13 protein-coding genes are annotated in these 18,635 nt (G+C 53.7%); 12 read left to right on the top strand and 1 reads right to left on the bottom strand.

Going from position 1 to position 18,635, the window contains the following annotated elements; genetic code table 11:
- From H6750_06085 to H6750_06055, 7 genes are all read left to right on the top strand, one after another.
- The gene (locus H6750_06085) at window positions 1-2,763 is read left to right on the top strand and encodes a glucosidase (protein ID MCB9773880.1); all 2,763 of its coding nucleotides are present in this window, start codon (window positions 1-3) and stop codon (window positions 2,761-2,763) included.
- Window positions 2,760-4,235 carry an alpha-amylase gene (locus H6750_06080; protein MCB9773879.1) on the top strand — a complete coding sequence of 492 codons (1,476 nt, stop codon included), beginning with the start codon at window positions 2,760-2,762 and terminating at the stop codon, window positions 4,233-4,235. Before H6750_06085 ends, H6750_06080 begins: the two co-directional genes overlap by 4 nt.
- A gap of 100 nt (window positions 4,236-4,335) precedes the next feature.
- On the top strand, window positions 4,336-4,536 hold the full coding sequence (locus tag H6750_06075; protein ID MCB9773878.1) for a hypothetical protein: 201 nt from the start codon (window positions 4,336-4,338) through the stop codon (window positions 4,534-4,536).
- Window positions 4,537-4,602: 66 nt separating this feature from the next.
- Window positions 4,603-4,980, top strand: coding sequence for a hypothetical protein (locus H6750_06070; GenBank protein MCB9773877.1), 378 nt, complete (start codon window positions 4,603-4,605; stop codon window positions 4,978-4,980).
- Between the two features lie 861 nt (window positions 4,981-5,841).
- Window positions 5,842-7,632 carry a DUF1538 domain-containing protein gene (locus tag H6750_06065; protein MCB9773876.1) on the top strand — a complete coding sequence of 597 codons (1,791 nt, stop codon included), beginning with the start codon at window positions 5,842-5,844 and terminating at the stop codon, window positions 7,630-7,632.
- Window positions 7,629-8,009 carry a P-II family nitrogen regulator gene (locus H6750_06060; GenBank protein ID MCB9773875.1) on the top strand — a complete coding sequence of 127 codons (381 nt, stop codon included), beginning with the start codon at window positions 7,629-7,631 and terminating at the stop codon, window positions 8,007-8,009. Before H6750_06065 ends, H6750_06060 begins: the two co-directional genes overlap by 4 nt.
- On the top strand, window positions 8,006-8,380 hold the full coding sequence (locus H6750_06055; protein MCB9773874.1) for a hypothetical protein: 375 nt from the start codon (window positions 8,006-8,008) through the stop codon (window positions 8,378-8,380). The genes H6750_06060 and H6750_06055 overlap by 4 nt, the downstream gene beginning before the upstream one ends.
- A 958-nt stretch (window positions 8,381-9,338) precedes the next feature.
- Here the strand turns inward: H6750_06055 and H6750_06050 are convergent.
- Entirely contained in the window at window positions 9,339-9,929 is a 591-nt protein-coding gene (locus H6750_06050) for a histidine phosphatase family protein (protein ID MCB9773873.1), read from the bottom strand.
- Between the two features lie 428 nt (window positions 9,930-10,357).
- On the opposite strand from H6750_06050, the gene H6750_06045 reads away from it, so the two are divergent.
- The 5 genes from H6750_06045 (at window position 10,358) to H6750_06025 (ending at window position 18,595) form a co-directional block, all read left to right on the top strand.
- Window positions 10,358-11,425: a fructose-bisphosphate aldolase class I gene (locus H6750_06045; GenBank protein ID MCB9773872.1), complete on the top strand. Its 1,068-nt coding sequence runs from the start codon at window positions 10,358-10,360 to the stop codon at window positions 11,423-11,425.
- 120 nt (window positions 11,426-11,545) lie between these two features.
- Entirely contained in the window at window positions 11,546-12,307 is a 762-nt protein-coding gene (locus tag H6750_06040; GenBank protein MCB9773871.1) for a beta-phosphoglucomutase family hydrolase, read from the top strand.
- A 116-nt stretch (window positions 12,308-12,423) separates the two neighbouring features.
- Window positions 12,424-14,811, top strand: a complete 2,388-nt coding sequence (locus H6750_06035) for a glycoside hydrolase family 65 protein (GenBank protein MCB9773870.1) — start codon at window positions 12,424-12,426, stop codon at window positions 14,809-14,811.
- Between the two features lie 13 nt (window positions 14,812-14,824).
- Window positions 14,825-16,078 carry an acetate kinase gene (locus tag H6750_06030; GenBank protein ID MCB9773869.1) on the top strand — a complete coding sequence of 418 codons (1,254 nt, stop codon included), beginning with the start codon at window positions 14,825-14,827 and terminating at the stop codon, window positions 16,076-16,078.
- Window positions 16,079-16,186: 108 nt separating this feature from the next.
- The gene (locus H6750_06025) at window positions 16,187-18,595 is read left to right on the top strand and encodes a phosphoketolase family protein (GenBank protein ID MCB9773868.1); all 2,409 of its coding nucleotides are present in this window, start codon (window positions 16,187-16,189) and stop codon (window positions 18,593-18,595) included.
- The last annotated feature ends 40 nt before the right edge of the window (window positions 18,596-18,635 follow it).

Below are 18,635 nucleotides of genomic sequence, written 5' to 3'. Positions count from 1 at the left end.
ATGGAGACTGCTGAACATCTCCGGCTCGAAGAAGCACGGCAGGAAAAAAAACTTTGGAAAAAATGGGGCCCTTATCTGAGCGAGCGCCAGTGGGGCACCGTGCGGGAGGACTACAGCGAGAATGGCGACGCCTGGAATTTCTTTTCCCACGATCACGCCCGCTCGCGTGCCTATCGCTGGGGCGAGGACGGCATAGGAGGGATCTCCGATGACCGACAGCTCCTCTGCTTTGCGCTTGCCCTATGGAACGGGAAAGACCCGATCCTGAAAGAACGGCTTTTCGGGCTCACGAATAGCGAAGGCAACCACGGCGAGGATGTCAAAGAATATTATTTCTATCTCGACAGCACCCCGACGCATTCCTATATGAAGTATCTCTATAAGTATCCGCAGGCCGCCTTTCCTTATGCCGATCTGGTGGACACGAACCGCCGTCGCACCCGGAACGAATCCGAGTATGAATTGCTCGACACCGGGGTCTTTACTGATGATCGGTACTTCGACGTCTTTGTGGAATATGCCAAAGATAGCCCGGACGACATGCTGGTACAGATCACCGCCGTCAACCGTGGGCCGGAACCGGCCGAGCTTCACCTGTTGCCGACACTGTGGTTTCGGAACGACTGGGCATCGTGGATTGCCCCATCCAATAGAGCGGCCGAGCAACCTAACCTTAACCAGATTCAGACAACGGCCGGCACGAGCGCCATCGTGGCCCAGCATACGTCACTGGGTACATACTACCTGTACTGCGAAGGCGGTCCCCCGCTGCTCTTTTGCGAGAACACCACGAACAACGACCGGCTCTTTCCTGGACAACCGAATGCCAGCGCCTACGTCAAGGACGGCATCAATGACTATGTGGTGCAGGGTCGCCAGACGGCGGTGAATCCTGAACACCGGGGCACAAAGGCCTCGGCATACTACCGGCAGATGGTGGGTCCGGGCCAGTCGATGACCGTGCGCCTGCGCCTCACCAGAGAGGATCCCGGTAAACAGGGGAAGAACAAGAAAGGGGTTGCCGCCTCATTCGGGCCGGCGTTTGCCGAGGTCTTCGCGGCCCGACTTAAGGAGGCGGACGAGTTCTACCGTTCCGTGACCCCGCCTTCCGTCTCCACGGATGCGGCCAACGTGATGCGCCAGGCCCTTGCCGGCATGCTCTGGAGCAAGCAGTTTTACTTTTTTGACGGGGACAGCTGGCTGGAGGAACACAACTCCAACCCTCTTCATGCCGCTTATCGGAGCGCCCGGAACTCGGAGTGGTTCCACATGGTCAACAAGGACATCATCTCGATGCCGGACAAGTGGGAGTACCCCTGGTATGCGGCCTGGGACCTGGCCTTTCATACGCTGCCACTCTCCATCGTTGACCCGGATTTCGCGAAACAGCAGATGCACCTGATGCTGCATGGGCACTACCTGCACCCCAACGGACAGATTCCCGCTTACGAGTGGAACTTCAGCGATGTGAACCCGCCGGTCCACGCCTTTGCGACCCTGTTCCTGCACCGCACCGAGCAGGCCCTGCGCGGCGAAACAGACCTGGAGTTCCTCAAGTCAGCCTTCAACAAGCTCTTGCTGAACTTCACCTGGTGGGTGAACCGCAAGGACCGGTTCGGTAAGAATGTGTTCGAGGGTGGGTTTCTCGGCCTCGACAACATCGGCATCTTCGACCGGAGTGCTCCGCTGCCCACCGGGGGCCATCTGGAGCAGGCAGACGGCACAGCCTGGATGGCTTTGTTCAGTCAGAACATGGCCGAACTGGCGGTGGAGCTGGTGCCCCATGACCCTACCTATGAAGACATGGCGACAAAATTTGTTGAACACTTCCTCTATATCGCTGCGGGGATGAACAAGCCAGGGCCGGAGGGCATGTGGGACGAGGAGGACGGTTTCTACTACGATATGCTGCGGCTCCCGAACGGCCGTGCACAGCGCCTCAAGGTACGATCGATGGTGGGGCTGCTGCCCTTGTGCGCCACCACGGTGACCGAATTGTGGCAACGCGAACGTCTTCCAAGGATGACCGCCGCGTTTCAGGCCCGAATGCGCCAAATGCCCGAACTCTTGAAGTCTATGCACCCGACGGGCCCAGGTCATTTTGGCGTAGCCGAACGGGGAATCATTGCTCTGGTCAATCCGGAACGCCTCAGACGGATTCTCTCGAAGATGCTCGACGAGAACGAGTTCCTGAGCCCTTACGGCATCCGCTCGCTCTCCAAGTTCCACCAGGGGAACCCCTATATCCTTCACGTGGATGGTCAGGAGTACCGGGTGGATTACCTGCCAGGCGAGTCGAACACCGGCATGTTCGGCGGCAACTCCAACTGGCGGGGACCGGTCTGGATGCCAGTGAATGCGATGATTATTCGCGCACTCCTGAATTTTTATCTTTATTACGGCGACAACTTTACGATTGAATGCCCCACCGGGTCCGGCAAGATGATGAACCTCTTCGAAGTCTCCAAGGAGATCGGGGATCGGCTCAGCCGGATTTTCCTGCGTCATGAACAGGGTCGGCGTTCTGTCTATGGAGGGACGGAGAAGTTCCAATCCGATCCCCACTGGCGTGACTATATTCTCTTCTATGAATATTTTCATGGCGATAACGGGGCGGGACTGGGCGCGAGCCACCAAACCGGTTGGACAGGGCTCGTGGCCAAAACCATCCAGCTCAACGGTCTTCTGGACGCCAAGCGCGTGTTGGAAGGTGGCAAGCAGGCTTGGTTCAAAGAGGCCGGGGGAGGCGGCGCACAATCATGAAGGCCTCCTCCGCACATCCTCTGATCTATCAGGTCAACACGCGTGTGTGGCTGACTGATCTGTCAAAAACGCTCGGTCGGTCTGCCACCCTGGACGATATTCCGGACGCCGATTTGAATCGCCTGGTGAGGATGGGCTTCGACTGGGTCTGGTTTCTGAGCGTCTGGCAAACCGGGCCGGCCGGTCAACGGGTGTCGCGCACCAATCAGGAGTGGCGCAGGGAGTTCGAGGAGACACTGCCCGATCTGCGAGAGGAAGATATCGCAGGGTCAGGGTTTGCCATCACCGGCTACACAGTGCACCCCGATCTGGGAGGTGATGCGGCGCTGGCGCGATTGCGCGAACGGTTGCGCAAGCGTGGGGTAAAACTCTTGCTCGATTTTGTTCCCAACCACATGGCCCCGGATCATCCCTGGGTCGAGAAGCACCCGGAGTATTTCATCCAGGGTAACGAGACGGATCTCGCAAATTCACCTCAAAACTACTGTCGGCTCAAAACCTCTCAGGGGTCTGTAGTGCTTGCGTATGGACGCGATCCCTATTTCCCCGGCTGGCCGGATACCTTGCAGCTCAACTACGGCAATCCCGCGACACAGGACGCGATGATCGGAGAGTTGCTGAGGATCGCCGGGCAATGTGACGGCGTGCGGTGTGACATGGCCATGCTCGTTTTGCCCGATGTCTTCGAACGGACTTGGGGTCTCCAAGCGGAGCTGTTCTGGCCGAAGGCCACACAACAGGTGCGCCAACAATCTCCCGGCTTCTGTTTCATGGCGGAGGTCTATTGGGATCGCGAATGGACCCTGCAGCAACAGGGCTTCGACTACACCTACGACAAACGGCTATATGATCGTCTCCGGGAAGGGCATGCCAGGCCGGTGCGCGACCATTTACGCGCCGATCCCGACTACCAGAACAAGATGGTCCGATTCCTGGAAAACCATGACGAGCCCAGGGCCGCCACCACCTTCGCCTCAGGCGTGCATGAGGCCGCAGCCATCATCACGTTCCTGTCCACAGGCCTGCGTTTCTTCCATCAAGGGCAGTTCGAAGGCAGAAAGAAGCGTATCTCGCCGCATCTGGTTCGTGCGCCACAGGAACCCACCGACGAACCGCTGCAAAAATTCTATGATCGTCTCCTTGCGGTGCTCCGGCAGCGCGTCGTACGGGACGGCCAGTGGCGCTTGCTCAATGCTGTGCCGGCGTGGGATGGGAACGGGACGTGGGATGCCTTCTTGATCTTTGCCTGGCAACGATCCGACGAGAAACGGCTATTGGTGACGGTGAATTATGCGGCCACACAGAGCCAGTGTTATGTCCCTCTCCCGCTACCAGATTTGACGGGTAAAAAGGTACGTCTCAAGGATCAGATGGGTGACGCGTGTTACGAGCGCGATGGCGACGAACTCCTTTCACAAGGCCTTTATCTCGATTTACCGGGATGGGGCTATCACGTCTTCGAACTAATCTGACAATTAGCAGGCTAGAAAGAACGCCGCAATAATATTCGAAGGGAAATACAAGGCGAACCTGATAGCCCAAACGAGGATAACCACTTGGACATCGAACCTCATGGCCGATGTGCGAAGCCTGACCAGCTGTAATGTTCTGTTTGGAAACACCCCGCCCGTGCAAGAGCCGGCGTCACGGAATGGAGCTCGCGAGACTCTTACCGTCGATCTCGCGGAGATGATGAAATCGAGGACCGGTGATCTGGCTGGGATGATCGAGTGGGTGCCGAACTTCAATCATCGGGCTTGTACGTGGACCTGAAGCCGCAGGGCTCTTCCATCTTGAAGGTGAGCATCCGGACCCTGGTCGCATAAAACGGAGGCAGACATGCTTTCTCCCAAGAGACTTCTATTGTTTTGTTTCTCTTTCTGCGTGATGATCCTTGCGGGTTGTGAAGAATTAGGTATACACGACACAGAGAGTCTCTTACTCCCCCGCTTTCGAAGGTCTGAAGTCGTCGGTTTTGTGGCGGGATTAGGAACCACCTTTGCCGCCTTGCCGGATTTGATCGGGATGCTCAGACGGAGGTCAAGCAAGGGCATGAATCCGAGAATGGCTGCCATTATGGGCGTTTTTCAAATCCTATGGGTCTACTACGGGTTGTTGATCCTTTCAAGACCGGTGATTTTATGGAATATCATCGCAGTGGTGACGAATTTTATCAGCGTGGGCGCATATTTTTATTACCGCCGTCACGAGCACTGACTGGCACGGACCGCAGAGCAAGGACCAGGGGGTGTCCCCTAAATCTAAATTCACTAGTCACAAATTTTTTAACTCATTTCAAAACTCACTTGTCGGTGTGATCCTTGAAAGCCATCGGTCACTGAATGGGGCTCTGTCCACCACGCCGTATCAAACAGCAATAGCCCCTTGGATGGTATTCCAACGTTGCCTCATGCGCTCCTCTCTCTGAATACAGGCCGTGCCCCCATTGAATTCGAGATGGATCGCCATTTCACTCCAAAGGATTTCTTAGGTTACAATTCGGATTCCCCGATCACGAAATGATTATAATGGGTCTGTTGAAAAAAGCCGCCAGCGGCGTTCTCGCCATTTTCCCGTGCTCACGTACTCAGCGTACGCTCCGCGCGTACAAACGGTTGCGGCCTTGCTGGACGGACCCTTCGGGAAGACTCAGGGCATGCTTTTTTGAACCGACCCGGAGCCGTTGATGAGTAATCTCATCCTGCGCAAATTTGCCCTTGAAAATCTTTATTATTCAACACTCTCATAATGAGAAATAGGTTTCTTGCACTCTAATTTGTTCCGTTACTATTTCATTCACATCATCCCAAAAACGGCAGTTGCTCTGATGAAGCACCGCCCATGCTTCGACATGCTCAGCACGAACGGCGTTTGAAATACTCACTCAATTGGGCAAGGGTCCATTCGCCCTGAGCAGCCTGCGGAGCAGGCGTGTCGAAAGGTTGCGCACCGAGCGACTGCGGTATTTAGGATAATAAAGGAAAAGGGAAATCTTCTCTTTTTGCTTTTGTCCTTTCCTGGAAAGCATGTGAACGGTATACTCCCGGGAACCCTTTAGATCGGCTCCAATAGAAAATGATGTCGGATTCCTATCGATTCGGAGATTATCAACGTGCACTTGGGCATGGATACGCTGAATTCAGTTTCAATGCCCTGAATCCAAAGTTGGAATGGGATTCACACGGGCATTTGATACCCTACCAACCTCCCCGAATAGATCTGACGCCAAAGGAAATCGTCAAACTTCTACGCCCCTATGTCTCCGTTCGATTCATGGAACAGGTCAAATCGGTCATCCCACTGGGATTATACTTGGCGATGTTCCAGATCTTGATTTTGCGCCAACTGGTCCAGGACTCCTGGATGATCATGAGTGGCCTGTTTGCCGTCATTGTAGGACTGATGTTTTTCATGGAAGGTCTCAAACTGGGACTTATGCCCTTTGGCACCATCATCGGCAAGCGCTTGCCCGAAAAGTCACCCCTGCCATTGGTGTTAGTCATCACCCTTCTTCTTGGAATTGGTGTTACCTTTGCCGAGCCGGCTATCGGGGCATTGAAAGTCGCCGGACAGAATGTCAAGGTTGAAAAGGCCGCCTATTTATATGCCCTGTTGAATGACTGGTCTGAAGCCCTTGTGCTGGTGATCGGGTTCAGTGTGGGCTTAGCAGCCGTCATCGGCACCTTGCGGTTCTTGTATGGCTGGAGTCTCAAACCGTTTATCTACGGTTCACTGGCACCTGTTCTCATCTTGACGCTCTATGGAGCCTCTGATCCCGATCTGACCAACGTATTAGGATTGGCCTGGGATGCCGGCGCCGTGACTACAGGGCCGGTCACCGTACCCCTGGTGCTGGCATTGGGTATCGGCATTGCCACGGCAGCCGGGAAGGGAGATTCAGGATTATCCGGTTTTGGAATTGTAACCATGGCCTCCCTTTTCCCTGTCATTGGCGTACTTATCCTGGCTTTTTTCATTGCATCCACGGTGACACCCGCTGAAATTATTGCGGCCGCCAACCACTTGTCCGGAACTGTTCAAGCCGTGGCACCCCCCTGGTATGAACAAAGTCCCGGTATGGAAATTGTGTTGGGAGTCCGCGCAATCCTCCCACTGATCCTGTTTCTCTTCATGGTCCTCAGGCTCATACTCAAAGATACCCTTCCTAATAAGGGTGAGATTATGTACGGCATTGGCCTGACCATCATCGGGATGTGTATTTTTAACCTGGGACTGACCTACGGACTTTCACAGTTAGGTGGAGACGTGGGTAGCCTGGTTCCTGCGGCATTCATGTCTCTCTCCGGCGTGCCAATATCACCTATTTATGTCTATTCGGTAGGGTTGATTCTTTCACTGACCTTTGCCTGGGGACTTGGCTTTGGTGCCACCGTGGCCGAACCGGCCTTAAACGCGCTCGGCACAACGGCCGAAAATCTCACCAACGGGGTATTTAAGAAAAAAACGTTAATTATGGCCGTCTCACTTGGTGTTGGTATCGGGATTGCCACGGGTTTAGCCAAACTGATTTTTGATTTACCGTTACTCTGGTTGATCCTAACCGGGTATCTCTTGGCCTTTGTGCTCACTATTTTTTCCAGTGAAGCCTTCGTCAATGTGGCCTGGGATAGTGCCGGTGTGACCACCGGACCCATTACGGTCCCGCTGGTCTTAGCCATGGGATTGGGATTTGGGAATGCCACTCATGCCGTGGAGGGCTTTGGCATTCTTTCCATGGCGTCCATCGGCCCTATTCTGACGGTATTGATGACCGGCCTTTGGGCAGACTATCAGGCCAAGGCACAAGCTCGTGCGGCCCTTGATGCGACAACCGTCTCACAGTTACAGGAGGTTCAAGGGATTGTATGAGTACGAACATGACCTATCTCACGGACGTCGCCATGATTACATGCGTGGTGCAATCAGGGGATGCCGACATGATTGTCAAAGCCGCGCGGGATGCGGGGGCAAGGGGAGTATTGGTCCACCAGAGCAGAGGAGTCGGTATTCGCGAACGATTGGGAATACTGGGGATTGCCGTGGATGCCTCAAAGGATGTCATCAGTGTCCTGGTCTCTTCCGAACAAACCGATATCGTGGCCAGCAACATTTTTAAGGCCGGCCAGCTTGATACTCCAGCCAGAGGTTTCTTATACATCACGCCCCTGGAAAAGGTCGCAACCTATATTCCAGAGGCGGTGAAGGAGCAATTGCGAAAAAAAAGTCCGGTGCAGGAAAGATCATGAGCATCGGACAAGACTCCGACCACCTGATCCCTTTTGAGCCCAGTCGGATTATTACCTGTGTTCTGCCCGATGACGGCACGGATAGAAAATTGCTCAAGTCGTTGCGTGAGGAAAAGGGCATCATTCGCTCGGAGAGTGTTTCCTGTCGAGGCATTGCCGCCCTTCGGGAAGCACTGACAAAAAAAGGCCGTTTACCTGAATCAGTTTTAGTGAGGATGGTTACTGTCGTCGTTTTGGAATCCGAAGCCGAAACATTGTTTACGTACATATACCAAAAAGCTCGTATTGGCCGTCCGGGTGGCGGCATGTTGCTCTTGAGTAAGCCTGTCATGTCGACTTCTTATTCTATTCCCGAATCTCTACTGCACTAAACAGGAAAAGAGAGTCTACGCCTACCACATAAAAAGGAAACCGTTTTCTTTTTCTCTCATCCACAAAGGGAGTGTTGAATAATAAGGATGTTCAAGGGCAAACTTGCGCAGGATGAGATTACTCATCAAAGGCTCCGGGTCGGTTCAAAAAAGCATGCCCTGAGTCTTCCCGAAGGGTCCGTCCAGCAAGGCCGCAGCCGTTTTTACGCGCGGAGCGTACGCTGAGTACGTGAGCACGGGAAAATGGCGAGAACGCCGCTGGCGGCTTTTTTCAACAGACCCACAAAGGGAAAATTCCTGATTCAACCGATCCTTGATTGTCCAGGCTCGTGAGCGGCAAGAACGCGGACAGCGTGGAGTGAAGTTTTCCCGCCTCGGCATCATCGGGAAAATAAAACATCAAGGGGCAGGCCGTAGATTCTCTAGTGTTCGCAAACCTTCCTCCTCCACGAACGATCCTAGCACTCATTCCAGTCTGTCAGATCCCTGAACGTCTTCACATACCTCGGAAACCAAGGGGATTTCCCGGTACACTGAGTGAGGGTGTGGTGAAGAAGTCCAGAGAGGATTGAAAACACAAAGGCCTTTTAGAATACAGCATGGTTGTCAGGGAAAAAATTTAGGGAAAGAGGCCATTCCAGCCAGACCTTTCTTCCCGGAGTCTCCGCGAATCTTCTCTCAGATACTTCCCGGTAGAGATCGGCTTTGGTAAACCGGAATACATCATCGGCGAGAGCGCCACAGACTCACCCCAAAAAAACAAGCGGATCCAAAATTTGGTTTGAGCCATGTCGGCTGCGGCAAATATGTTCCACCGACCCGCCAGTGCGACTCACCCTCTCCTCCATTTTGATTCCGTTTAGTGAACGGCTAACATCTCATGAAGATCTGGAGACCAGATCATCACATGGTGGTCTTTAGAAGAACGTTAAGGTGGGAGCCGGTGTAGCCAAATGCCTTATTCGGGGGAAATAAGCGGAGCATTCCATATCTTCAGGGCAGGAATATCCCGATAATAACTCAGAACATTCAATGTGCCGGTATGAAGAAGAAAATGCCGGCCGGCAGTGGCCGGAAGGCCAAGCCATCGCGCGACCAGCACTCGAAAAATATGACCATGCGCAAAAAGTGCGACATGACCCTTTGCGGTTCTAGCCCTGGCAATAGCACGATCCGCCCGAGCTCCGACCTCTTCAGGTGTTTCTCCACCAGGACAACCATCGGTAAAAATCATCCAACCGGGTCTCTTGTCGTGAATCTGCTTGGGCGTGAGACCTTCATATTCTCCATAATTCCACTCCAGCAGATTAGTATCCACTTCGGCCTTCTCACCCAATCCTGCCAATAGACACGTTTCACGGGCTCGCTGTAGGGGACTGGTAAGAACCAGGTCAAATGTATGCTTGGCAAACACGGGTTTGAGAAGCCTGGCCAGAATTCGACCATTTTCGGTAAGTGGCAAATCGGTGGTACCCGTGTGTTGGCCGCTAAGGCTCCATTCCGTCTCACCGTGACGTATAACGTAGATTTCCTGCGGTTGTTTTAACATCAGTGTGCCAAATGAAATTATCGAAGAACGAGAAAACTCTAACTTTTCGCCCTCCCCTACAGTCAACACCTGCCCCAAAAGAGAACAGTACTAGGGATTCCCTTGTCCCATTCTTCCCCATTTTTTTCTGCTTAGGTTCTCATGACAAGGTAGGCACTGTAGGCCAGGATGGACTTCGGTGTTGCTAGGAACACGATATCCTACAACTTCATGCGTGTCGAATAAAACCGAGAAAAAGTCTTGACCGGTCGACGCCCCATGGAGGTGTTTACACACCTTCATCACGAACAATCACCTATTCCACGTTGAACTTGAAACCGTTCTTTAGGAAGCCAGTTCACTTTATGATTGCTAGGCGCCCCTGTTTGCACTAAATGGCATTTCTTTTGCTCCTTCGGCTGGCAAAGGTAATGGGAGGACTTCAAACCATGAAGAACGGCAGTCTTGAAGCCACGGCGAAGGCTCTGGTGGCTGAAGGGAAAGGTATTCTTGCGGCCGATGAAACCGTCGGAACAATCACCAACCGGTTCGAGTCCCTGAAGATTACCTCGACCGAGGAAAGTCGCCGAACCTACCGGGAAATGCTGTTCACCGCTCCGGCAGTTTCGGAGTTTATCAGCGGCGTGATTATGTATGACGAAACTATCAGGCAGAAAGATTCAAAGGGAACCCCTCTGGCAGAAGTATGCACCAGACTGGGTATCATTCCAGGGATCAAGGTGGATACAGGGACGAAGGACCTTGCAGGCTCGCCCGGTGAAAAAGTGACGGAGGGATTGGACGGGCTTCGTGACAGATTGAGCGAGTATTACAGAATGGGCGCTCGATTCGCCAAATGGAGAGCCGTCATTCGAATTACCGACAGGCTACCGACTCAGGCTTGTCTGTCGGTCAATGCGCACGCGCTGGGACGCTATGCAGCCCTCTGTCAGGAGCAAGGGCTTGTTCCCATCGTCGAGCCCGAGGTGCTGATGGATGGTCGCCATACCATCGAACGTTGCGGAGAGATTACCGGTCAAATGCTCCACGCAGTGTTCAACGCCCTCTATGCTCAGAGGGTGTTGCTGGAGGGCATGCTTTTGAAACCTAATATGGTCATCTCAGGCAAAGACTGCGCCAAACAGGCTTCGGTAAAGGAGGTGGCTCAAGCCACGCTTCAATGTCTGTCCCGCCATGTACCGCCCGCTGTTCCCGGGATCGTTTTCTTGTCAGGTGGCCAACATGATCGCCTGGCTACCGCACATTTGAATGCCATCAATACACTTGATTCTCCCAAGCCCTGGAAAATTAGCTTTTCATACGGCCGCGCGTTACAGGATCCTGCACTGGAGGCCTGGCATGGGGAAAGCAAAAATTTACAGGCCGGTCAACAGGCTCTTTATCATAGAGCTAAATGTAACGGAGCGGCGAACGTCGGGAAATACACAGAAGAAATGGAAGGAGATCCGGCTCGGATAACTGCCCCGGCACACCGAGCAGAATGGCATGATGACTGATCACATTTATTGAGATAGTTTTTATACTAGAGAAGGAAATGAAAGCCGGGGAACAACGCTTGTCCGGACAGGTTGCTGATATTCTTGTCGAATGCCTAAAATCCGTAAGCAGGAAATAAGATGAGCCAAGCCCATTCCCATCAAAATACCGTCATATGGAATCAATTCGATGCCGTTTTGTTCGACCTCGACGGAGTACTCACCGCCACAGCCAAGGTCCACGCAAGCTGTTGGAAAAAAATGTTTGACGAGTATCTTCAAAAACGGACAACCCGGCTTGGCGTGCCGTTCCACCCCTTTGAGGTTGGCACGGATTACCGTCTCTACGTCGATGGCAAACCGCGATTTGATGGAGTCAGGGATTTTCTCCGGTCCCGCAACATTGAACTACCGGAAGGAGCTCCCGACGACCCGCCGCAAATGGAAACGGTCTGCGGACTGGGAAACCGTAAAAACGAAATGATTAACGCGGTTATTGAGTCTGAGGGAGTTGAAGTGTATGGGGGAAGCGTTGCCCTGGTTCGTCACATCCTCGAGAAAGGGATCAAAGTTGCCATTGTCACCTCGAGCCAGAATTGTGACACCGTTCTCAAGGCTGCCGGAATTTCTGATTACTTTAAGGTCAGAGTGGACGGAAACATCATCCATGATCAACATCTCGCAGGAAAACCGGCCCCGGACGCGTTTCTGGCCGCAGCCCAAACGTTAGGCGTAAACCCCAAACGCGCCGTGGTGGTGGAAGACGCGATTTCCGGGGTCCAAGCCGGCCGGAATGGAGGATTCGGACTGGTAATCGGAGTGGCTCGTAAAGGAGATGCCGAAGAACTCATGGAACATGGCGCAGACGTGGTTGTGAAGGATTTGGGAGAATTGGTCTTATAATCTTTCCCGTCAACGCCATGCCTTATGCCCCGCAGGATTGCCAGATCAATGTACTTCATCCCTCTCTCTCCATACCGTGCGCTCGACTCTCGTTTCATTCTGGAGATTAACAGACCATGATTCATCACGAACGCGTGAAGCCTCCCCCTCATATTTATCCTCCCGACGAATGGAATCTGATCGAGAAAGAATTTTATCCTCCGTTCATGGAAATGACCGAAACGATCTTTGCCATAGGAAACGGTTATCTCGGTATGCGAGGGTGTGGGGAAGAAGGGGTGCCGGTCGTGCAAAACGGCACCTTTGTCAATGGATTCTACGAATCCTGGCCCATCATCTACGGCGAAGAGGCCTTTGGTTTTGCCAGAACCGGTCAGACTATCGTCAATGTCACGGACAGTAAAAAAATTAAGCTCTACGTCGACGACGAGCCCCTGTATCTGCCTAACGCCAATCTCTTGAACTACGACCGGCGCCTGAACATGAAATCGGCCACATTGGACCGGGAGGTGCTGTGGGAAACGCCCTCAGGGAAACAGGTCCTCATCAAATCCAGACGACTGGTGTCGTTTCCCCATCGGCACCTGGCGGCTATGTCGTATGAAGTCACGGTGTTGAACGCAGAGGCCCCGATCGTGCTCTCCTCTGAAATGCTCTACCTCCATGACCATCAGAAGGGAAACGGTGACCCCCGACTGGCGAAAGCGTTTCTCGACCGTACGTTACATCCCAGAAAGCAGATTGCCAAAGATCGCCGTGTGGTGCTGTGTCACAGCACCAAGAACAGCAACATGACTCTGGCTTGCGGCATGGAGCACGATCTGGTGACCGATTGTGCCTACACCATTCAGGACAAGTGTTACGAGGACTTCGGGGCCCTGGTCTTCTCCATTGAAGCCAAGCCGGGTGTTCCCGTTCGCCTGTTCAAGTATATGACCTATCACACGACGCACACCGCATCTCCGGAAGGGCTTTGTGCAAGAGCCGAACGGACCTTGGATCGAGCATTCGGCCAGGGATTCGCTCGCATTCTGGCCGACCAGGAACAATATATGGCTGATTTTTGGTCGAGGAGCGACATCCAGGTCAGCAATCTGGATCCCACACGGACCAAACGCTCCAACATCGAAATCCAGCAGGCCATACGGTTCAATCTGTTTCATGTCCTTCAGGCTTCTGGCCGGGCAGATACGACAGGCGTAGCCGCCAAAGGCCTGACCGGCCAGGCTTACGAGGGCCAATATTTTTGGGATACGGAAATTTATCTGCTTCCGTTTTTGACCTACACCTCTCCACGCATCGCCAAAAATATTCTGATGTTCCGTTATCGCATGTTGGACCAGGCCAGGGCACGGGCCCGTGATTTGAATCAAAAAGGGGCCATGTTTCCATGGAGAACTATCAACGGAGAAGAAGCGTCCGCTTACTATGCGGCGGGGACGGCCCAGTACCACATCAATGCCGACATCATGCATGCCCTGAAAAAATACGTCCAGGCCACCGGCGATGAAGACTTTTTGAATGAATACGGGGCGGAAATGCTGATCGAGACGGCCCGTTTATGGAGCGATCTGGGATTTTTTTCGGAAGAGAAAGAAGGAAAATTCTGCATTCATGGAGTCACGGGACCTGACGAATACAACACGGTCGTCAACAACAATACCTATACGAATCTCATGGCGCAGGAGAACCTCCAGTATGCCGCATCCGTGGTCGAGACGCTGCAGGAACAGAACCCTAAGGTATTCGCCGCTCTGGTCAGCAAAACCGGAATTACAATGGAGGAAGTAAAGGAATGGCGGATAGCGGCGGAAAGCATGTACATCCCCTATGACGAGAAACAGCTCATTCACCCGCAGGATGACGCCTTCCTCGAAAAAGAAGTATGGGATCTTCAAAAAACTCCTTCGGAGAATTTTCCTCTTCTCCTGTTCTACCATCCCTTGGTCATTTATCGGTATCAGGTCATTAAACAAGCGGACATTGTCTTAGCCATGTTTCTGTTCGGGCAGGCATTCTCCCCGGAGCAAAAGAAACGCAACTTCGACTATTACGATCCCCTGACCACCGGCGATTCCTCACTCTCATCCTGTATTCAGAGTATTGTGGCCTCCGAAATCGGATACCCGGATTTGGCTACCGAATATGCACGGGCGGCCTTGCTCATGGACCTGGCAGATATAGGAGGAAATGTCAAAGACGGATGTCACATCGCCTCCATGGGCGGCACCTGGATGGTCATGGTCTATGGCCTGGCGGGGATGCGGGACTTCGACGGCATCCTGACGTTCAAGCCTCGACGCCTCCCTGCCCAGCCGGCAAGGATCCGCTTTCCGTTGACGTACCGCGGTCAAATCTTTGATATCGATATGGGGCCCGAAGGCGCGAAATATTCGTTGCGCGAAGGCAAGGGTTTCATGATCCGCCATGAGGAGGAAGAGATCCACCTTTCGCCCGAGGCTCCCGTTGCCATTCGACCGATCGTGACCTGGTCATCATGTTGATTCGGTAGAACCCATGCGGATTTTAGTCTTAAACAGCGGGAGTTCCTCGGTAAAGTTTCGGGTACTCGATTTGGTCCCTGAAGGATCGGCTTCCGGAATTCGACCAGATGGGACCTCTATCAGGGGCACGGTGAAAGACATCGGGGGCCCAGCGAACTTGGAACTGGAGACGGAAGGAACACCGCCCAAGAAAATGACCAGGCAGATCGCCGATCACCACCAGGCTATCTGCTGGCTGTTTGAGCAACTCGACCAACATGACTGCGGGAGCAGGAATGCCGGCTCGCTTACCGGAGTCCAGGCTGTCGGCCACCGGGTTGTCCATGGCGGAGAACGATTTTTGGAACCGGTCATGATTACGGATACGGTGATGAGCGAGATCGATGCGCTCGGGGCATTGGCTCCCCTGCACAACCCCGGCTGTTTGGAAGGGATTCGTGGAGCGAGGGACGTGCTGGGTCCCAAAGTGCCGATGGTGGCGGTGTTCGATACGGCTTTTCATCATACGATGCCTCCTCATGCAAAAGTGTACGCGCTTCCCCATCAGTTGGCCGATCGGCATCACATTCGCCGGTACGGGTTCCACGGAATCGCCCATGCCTCTCTCTTCGAGAAGTATATAGAAGCAACCGGGAGGCCTTCCGGCACATCCCGGCTGATCACCCTACAACTCGGTAACGGATGTTCCATTGCCGCCATTGAGGGGGGGAAATCTATAGAGACGTCGATGGGATTCACGCCTCTGGAAGGTCTGGTGATGGGAACCAGGTCCGGAGATCTCGACCCCTCCATTGTGAACTATCTCTGTCAAAAAGAAAAAGTCGATTCTTCGGAGGTGGACCGGTGGTTGAATGAACAGTCCGGGTTACTGGGACTGTCCGGCAGGACGAACGATATGAGGGAATTACTGGAAGCGGCCGACCGCGAAAACCATGAACCATCGCAAATGGCCATTGAGGTGTTTTGCTACCGGGTCAAAAAATACATCGGGGCTTATCTTGCGGTTCTGGGCGGTGCGGACGCCCTCATGTTCGGTGGTGGAATCGGCGAGGCCGCTCCCGCTATCCGGGCCAGGATTTGCGCGGGAATGGAATGGTGCGGATTGCGGTTGGACCCAGCCCACAATAGTGCTGCCACAAGCCTTCGACCGGGAGAGGTGGCCCGGATCAGTCAGGATGGACAACCCTTAGAGGTGTATGTGGGGGCAGCCGATGAGGAAACCTGGATTGCACGGGAAACCATGCGCTGTCTCCAGGCAACCATATAAGTTTTGAGGACACCATCGAGCATGGCGCGATCCAATTCATTTCATCCTCGATTGAAATTTTCAGTTTTCTTCCTCTTGTTTTATTGATGAACCTGTAAGGAGGTTAACATGGCAAATCCGTTATCCAAAAAAGAACTGGACCTGATCGACGCATACTGGCGTGCGGCGAATTATCTGTCCGTCGGACAGATCTACTTGTACGACAACCCGTTATTGAAGAAGGCGCTTACCAAAGAACACATCAAACCGCGCCTCCTCGGCCACTGGGGGACAACGCCGGGATTGAATTTTCTCTACGCCCATTTGAATAGGATGATCAAATCGCACGACTTGAACATGATTTACATTACCGGTCCCGGACACGGGGGACCGGGCCTGGTTGCCAACGCCTACCTTGAGGGAACGTACAGTGAGGTCTACCCAAACATTCCACAAGATGAGGACGGGTTAAAACGCCTCTTCAAGCAGTTTTCGTTTCCTGGGGGAATTCCCAGCCACGTGGCCCCGGAAACTCCGGGTTCCATCCATGAGGGGGGAGAACTTGGCTATGCGGTCTCACACGCCTACGGAGCGGCGTTTGATAATCCCGACCTGATCGTGGCCTGTGTGGTGGGGGACGGTGAAGCGGAAACCGGGCCCTTGGCCACCAGCTGGCACTCCAATAAATTTCTCAACCCGGTCACGGACGGGGTCGTCCTTCCCATCCTCCACTTGAACGGGTACAAGATCGCTAACCCCTGCGTGCTGGCGAGAATCAGTCACGAAGAACTGGATCATTTGTTCCGGGGGTACGGATACACGCCTTACTTCGTCGAGGGGAACGATCCCGCGAAAATGCATCAGTTGATGGCCGAAACGCTTGACATAGTGGTCAAGGAGATTCAAAGCATTAAGGCGGACGCCCGTAAAAACGGATTCAAGAAACGTCCACTCTGGCCCATGATTGTGTTCAGGACTCCCAAGGGATGGACCTGCCCCAAGGAAATCGACGGGAAGCGGACGGAAGACTATTGGCGGTCGCACCAGGTGCCCATGGGAGAAATGCATGAAAATCCGGCGCATGTCCGCCTCCTCGAAAAATGGATGAAAAGCTATAAGCCCGAGGAGTTATTCGACAAAGACGGCCGCTTGAAGCCCGAGTTGGCTGACCTTCCCCCGAAGGGTGAACGCCGTATGAGCGCCAATCCCCATGCCAACGGCGGCCTCCTGCTGAAAAATTTACGAATGCCCGAATTCCGCGACTATGCCGTCAAAGTGACGAAACCAGGCTCAACCATGGCGGAATCCACCAGAGTGATGGGCAAGTTTCTCAGCGACGTGATGAAACGAAACATGGAGAGCAAAAATTTTCGCCTGTTCAGCCCGGACGAAAACAATTCGAACCGGTGGCAGGATGCCATGGACGTCACCAACCGGGCTTGGGTCGCAACCACCTATCCCTACGACGATCATCTGGCCCCTGATGGCCGGGTGATGGAAATGCTCAGCGAACATCAATGTCAAGGCTGGCTGGAAGGGTATCTGCTGACGGGACGGCATGGATTTTTTTCCTGCTACGAAGCGTTCATTCATATCATCGATTCCATGTTCAACCAACATGCCAAGTGGCTGAAGGTGTGCAATCACATTCCCTGGCGCCGGTCCATCGCTTCCCTCAACTACTTGCTCTCTTCCCACGTGTGGCGGCAAGACCATAACGGCTTCAGCCATCAAGATCCCGGCTTCATCGACCACGTGGTCAATAAGAAGGCGGAGGTCGTGCGGGTCTATCTGCCCCCTGACGCCAACAGCCTCCTCTACGTAACCGACCAATGTCTGCGGAGCAGAAATTTCATCAACGTCATCGTGGCGGGGAAGCAACCCGCTCCCCAGTGGTTGACCATGGACCAGGCCATCAAGCATTGCACGGCGGGCATCGGTATCTGGGACTGGGCCAGCAATGATAAAGGGGGCGAGCCCGACGTCGTGATGGCTTGCTGCGGCGACGTTCCCACGCTCGAAACCCTGGCCGCGGTTGATCTGTTCCGGCAGCACGTTCCCGAACTGAAAATCCGGGTCGTGAACGTCGTGGATCTCATGACCCTTCAGCCGGCGAGCGAACACCCCCATGGTCTGAACGACAAGGATTTTGACGTCCTCTTCACCACCGACAAACCGATCATTTTCGCGTTTCACGGCTATCCGTGGCTCATTCACCGGCTGACCTACCGCCGGACCAATCACAAAAATCTTCATGTCCGGGGATACAAAGAAGAAGGCACCACCACCACACCGTTCGACATGTGCGTGTTGAACGACCTGGATCGTTTCCACCTGGTCAGCGACGTAATCGACCGGGTTCCACAACTGGGGGCCAGTGCGGCCTACGCCAAACAGGCCATCCGCGACAAACTCATCGAGCACAAACAGTACATTTACCAACACGGAGAGGATATGCCTGAGCTCAGCGGCTGGCAGTGGGGTCAGCGTGGAACAACGGCGCGAAGGAAAGGTTCCACCGAATCTGACAACGTGTGATTGATGACAACAATACGTTTCTCGCGTTAAGCGAGAGGAC

The sequence above is a fragment of the Nitrospiraceae bacterium genome (assembly GCA_020632595.1).
Classification (GTDB): Bacteria; Nitrospirota; Nitrospiria; order Nitrospirales; family UBA8639; genus Nitrospira_E.
The sequence above is the reverse complement of the archived record's forward strand: the minus strand, read 5'-3'. Positions and strand labels throughout refer to the sequence as shown.

Excerpts from the sequence above, each read along its gene's own strand:
- H6750_06085 (MCB9773880.1), top strand. The coding sequence starts at position 1 with ATGGAGACTGCTGAACATCTCCGGCTCGAAGAAGCACGGCAGGAAAAA.
- H6750_06055 (MCB9773874.1), top strand. The coding sequence starts at position 8,006 with ATGAGCATCGGACAAGACTCCGACCACCTGATCCCTTTTGAGCCCAGT.
- H6750_06075 (MCB9773878.1), top strand. The coding sequence starts at position 4,336 with ATGGCCGATGTGCGAAGCCTGACCAGCTGTAATGTTCTGTTTGGAAAC.
- H6750_06030 (MCB9773869.1), top strand. The coding sequence starts at position 14,825 with ATGCGGATTTTAGTCTTAAACAGCGGGAGTTCCTCGGTAAAGTTTCGG.
- H6750_06060 (MCB9773875.1), top strand. The coding sequence starts at position 7,629 with ATGAGTACGAACATGACCTATCTCACGGACGTCGCCATGATTACATGC.
- H6750_06040 (MCB9773871.1), top strand. The coding sequence starts at position 11,546 with ATGAGCCAAGCCCATTCCCATCAAAATACCGTCATATGGAATCAATTC.
- H6750_06065 (MCB9773876.1), top strand. The coding sequence starts at position 5,842 with ATGTCGGATTCCTATCGATTCGGAGATTATCAACGTGCACTTGGGCAT.
- H6750_06045 (MCB9773872.1), top strand. The coding sequence starts at position 10,358 with ATGAAGAACGGCAGTCTTGAAGCCACGGCGAAGGCTCTGGTGGCTGAA.
- H6750_06035 (MCB9773870.1), top strand. The coding sequence starts at position 12,424 with ATGATTCATCACGAACGCGTGAAGCCTCCCCCTCATATTTATCCTCCC.
- H6750_06025 (MCB9773868.1), top strand. The coding sequence starts at position 16,187 with ATGGCAAATCCGTTATCCAAAAAAGAACTGGACCTGATCGACGCATAC.
- H6750_06070 (MCB9773877.1), top strand. The coding sequence starts at position 4,603 with ATGCTTTCTCCCAAGAGACTTCTATTGTTTTGTTTCTCTTTCTGCGTG.
- H6750_06080 (MCB9773879.1), top strand. The coding sequence starts at position 2,760 with ATGAAGGCCTCCTCCGCACATCCTCTGATCTATCAGGTCAACACGCGT.
- H6750_06050 (MCB9773873.1), bottom strand. The coding sequence starts at position 9,929 with ATGTTAAAACAACCGCAGGAAATCTACGTTATACGTCACGGTGAGACG.